Origin of the sequence: Streptomyces sp. NPDC057474 (assembly GCF_042802555.1) — a bacterium.
Taxonomy (GTDB): Bacteria; Actinomycetota; Actinomycetes; order Streptomycetales; family Streptomycetaceae; genus Streptomyces.
The window spans coordinates 1-3,505 of the sequence record NZ_JBHVDX010000435.1; the positions used below are offsets into that span (position 1 = coordinate 1).

General features: G+C 69.1%; 3 protein-coding genes. All 3 read left to right on the forward strand.

Translation table 11 applies throughout. The annotated features are described in order from the left end of the window. A partial coding sequence (locus ACFU53_RS47305; RefSeq protein ID WP_384006645.1) for a carbohydrate ABC transporter permease occupies positions 1 to 974 on the forward strand: 974 nt, incomplete at its 5' end. Positions 975 to 984: 10 nt separating this feature from the next. Continuing rightward, entirely contained in the window at positions 985 to 1,902 is a 918-nt protein-coding gene (locus ACFU53_RS47310; protein ID WP_384006648.1) for a carbohydrate ABC transporter permease, read from the forward strand. 126 nt (positions 1,903 to 2,028) lie between these two features. After that, positions 2,029 to 3,462, forward strand: a complete 1,434-nt coding sequence (locus ACFU53_RS47315; RefSeq protein ID WP_384006652.1) for a GH1 family beta-glucosidase — start codon at positions 2,029 to 2,031, stop codon at positions 3,460 to 3,462. Positions 3,463 to 3,505: the final 43 nt, after the last annotated feature.

Genomic DNA, 3,505 nt, shown 5'->3' on the forward strand with positions numbered 1-3,505 from the left:
CCACGAAGGGGGGCGCGGCCCCCGCCCCCCCCCCCGCGGAGTCCACGACCGAGGAACGTCGCCGGGCCCGGCTGTCCCGCCGCTGGCAGCGGGACATGCGCTGGAGCCCGTACGCCTTCGTCTCCCCCTTCTTCCTGCTGTTCATCGCGTTCGGCCTGTTCCCGCTGCTCTACACCGGCTGGGCCTCGCTGCACACCGTGGAACTGACCGCCCCCACCGACATGAGCTGGGCGGGGCTGCGCAACTACACACGGATCTTCGACGACGAGTTCTTCTGGAACGCGGCGAAGAACACGCTGATCATCGGGGTCATCTCGACCGTCCCGCAGTTGATGATGGCGCTGGGCATCGCGCACATCCTCAACTACAAGCTCCGTGCCTCGACCTTCTACCGGGTCGTGATGCTCGCCCCGTACGCCACCTCGATCGCCGCCGCCACCCTGGTCTTCGTGCTGCTCTTCGGCCGCGACTACGGAATGATCAACTGGTTCCTGGGGATGCTCGGCTTCGACCACATCGACTGGCAGAACGGCACGTGGTACTCGAAGATCGCCGTGTCGACCATCGTCATCTGGCGCTGGACCGGGTACAACGCGCTGATCTACCTCGCCGCGATGCAGGCGATCCCGCAGGACCTGTACGAGTCCGCGGCCCTCGACGGAGCCAGCCGCTGGAAGCAGTTCATCCATGTGACGCTGCCGTCGCTGCGCCCGACGATCCTGTTCACCGTGGTCGTCTCGACGATCGGTGCCTCGCAACTCTTCGCCGAGCCCCTGCTGTTCGACGCCAACAAGGGCGCATCCGGCGGCTCCCAGCACCAGTTCCAGACACTCGGCCTGTACCTGTACGAGCAGGGCTGGGTGAACCAGCACCTGGGCCGCGCCTCGGCGATCGCCTGGACGATGTTCCTGATCCTCATCGTGGTCGGAATCATCAACTACGTCATCTCGCGCCGGCTGCGCGCCAGTAGTTAGGAGACCGGCCGTGACGACGACTATCACCAAACCCCCGGCCGACGCGGTACCCGAGCCCCCGAAGAACGGGCGGCGCAGGCGCGGGTCGAAGGCGGCACGCGCGGGCGGGCAGCACCACGCCGGGCCCGTCGCCTACATCATTCTCATCGCGTTCACCCTGATCGCGCTGTTCCCGCTGTTCTGGACGGCGGTCGCCGCCTCCCGGGACAACGCGCGGCTGGCGGAGACCCCGCCGCCGTTCTGGTTCGGCGCGAACCTCTTCGACAAGCTCGAAGTGGCCTGGAGCGACGCCAATCTGGGCGAGGCGTTCCTCAACACGACGATCGTGGCGGGCGTTTCCTCGCTGACCATCGTCTTCCTGTCCACGATCGCCGGCTTCGCCTTCGCCAAGCTGCGCTTCCGGGGCCGGGGCGCCCTGATGCTGATCGTGATCGGCACGATGATGGTGCCGCCGCAGCTCCAGGTGATCCCCCTCTACATGATGGTCGCCAAGCTCGACTGGACCGACCAGCTCCAGGCGGTGATCCTGCCCTCGCTGGTGAGCGCGTTCGGCGTGTTCTTCATGCGGCAGTACCTGCTCCAGGCCCTGCCCGACGAGATCATCGAGGCGGCCCGCGTCGACGGCGCGAGCAGCTGGCGGGTGATCTGGCACGTGGTGTTCCCGGCCGCGCGGCCGGCGATGGCCGTCCTGGGCATGCTGATGTTCGTGCAGACCTGGAACGACTTCCTGTGGCCGTTCCTCGTCCTGACCCAGCTCGGCAACCCGACCGTGCAGGTCGCGGTGGCCGGCCTGGGCCGCGGCTACACCCCCGACCAGGCCCTGATCATGGCGGGCGCGCTGCTCAGCACGCTGCCGCTGCTCCTGGTCTTCGCGATCTTCGGCAAGCAGATCGTGGGGGGCATCATGCAGGGCGCGGTGAAGGGCTGACGGCCCGACGACACCTCGCACTTCTCCCGGGGGTCGGGTCACCGCCGCCTCGACCCCTGTTCCTCTCCTCCCTCTCCCCCCACCAATCCTCCGTCGGTCTACCCGACCACCTATGGGAGCGCTTCCATGCCTGAGCCCACAACGCCGGTGACCTTTCCTCCCGCCTTCCTCTGGGGCGCGGCCACCTCCGCATACCAGATCGAGGGAGCGGTGCGGGAGGACGGCCGTACGCCCTCCATCTGGGACACCTTCAGCCACACCCCGGGCAAGACCGCCGGTGGCGAGACCGGTGACATCGCTGTCGACCACTACCACCGCTACCGCGACGACGTGGCGATGATGGCGGACCTGGGCCTCAACTCGTACCGCTTCTCCATCTCCTGGTCGCGGGTGCAGCCGACGGGCCGGGGCCCCGCGATCCAGCGCGGCCTCGACTTCTACCGCCGTCTGGTCGACGAGCTGCTGGACAAGGGCATCAAGCCGGCCGTCACCCTCTACCACTGGGACCTCCCCCAGGAGTTGGAGGACGCGGGCGGCTGGCCCGAGCGGGACATCGTCCACCGCTTCGCCGAGTACGCGCGGATCGTGGGCGAGGCGCTGGGCGACCGTGTCGAGCAGTGGATCACCCTCAACGAGCCGTGGTGCACCGCGTTCCTCGGCTACGGCTCCGGGGTGCACGCGCCGGGCCGTACGGACCCGGTGGCGTCGCTGCGCGCGGCCCACCATCTGAACGTGGCGCACGGGTTGGGGGTCTCGGCGCTCCGCTCGGCGATGCCCGCCCGCAACTCGATCGCCGTGAGCCTCAACTCGTCGGTGGTACGGCCGATCACGAGCTCCCCCGAGGACGTGGCCGCGGCCCGGAAGATCGACGACCTCGCGAACGGCGTCTTCCACGGGCCGATGCTGCAGGGGGCGTACCCGGAGACCCTGTTCGCCGCGACCTCGTCGCTGACGGACTGGTCGTTCGTGCAGGACGGTGACGTGGCGGCGGCCAACCAGCCGTTGGACGCGCTGGGGTTGAACTACTACACGCCGACGCTGGTGGGCGCGGCCGCCGCCGACGCGATCGGGCCGCGTGCGGACGGCCACGGGGCGAGCAACCACTCGCCGTGGCCGGGCGCGGACGACGTCCTGTTCCACCAGACCCCGGGCGAGCGTACGGAGATGGGCTGGACCATCGACCCGACGGGTCTGCACGAGCTGATCATGCGGTACTCGCGGGAGGCCCCGGGACTGCCCATGTACATCACGGAGAACGGGGCGGCGTACGACGACAAGATGGACTCGGACGGTCGCGTCCACGACCCCGAGCGCATCGCCTACCTGCACGGCCACCTGCGGGCGGTCCGGCGCGCGATCGCCGAGGGCGCGGATGTGCGCGGGTACTACCTGTGGTCCCTGATGGACAACTTCGAGTGGGCGTACGGGTACGGGAAGCGGTTCGGGGCGGTGTACGTGGACTACGCGACCCTCGCTCGTACGCCGAAGTCGAGCGCGTACTGGTACGGACAGGCGGCGAAGACGGGGGCGCTGCCGCCGCTGGTGACGACTTCGGCGTAGGAGCCGCAGGGCCGTTCCCCCGAGGGCGGAGGAAGCCCTCGGG

Coding starts and splice junctions, on each gene's coding strand:
- ACFU53_RS47315 (WP_384006652.1), top strand. CDS start 2,029: ATGCCTGAGCCCACAACGCCGGTGACCTTTCCTCCCGCCTTCCTCTGG.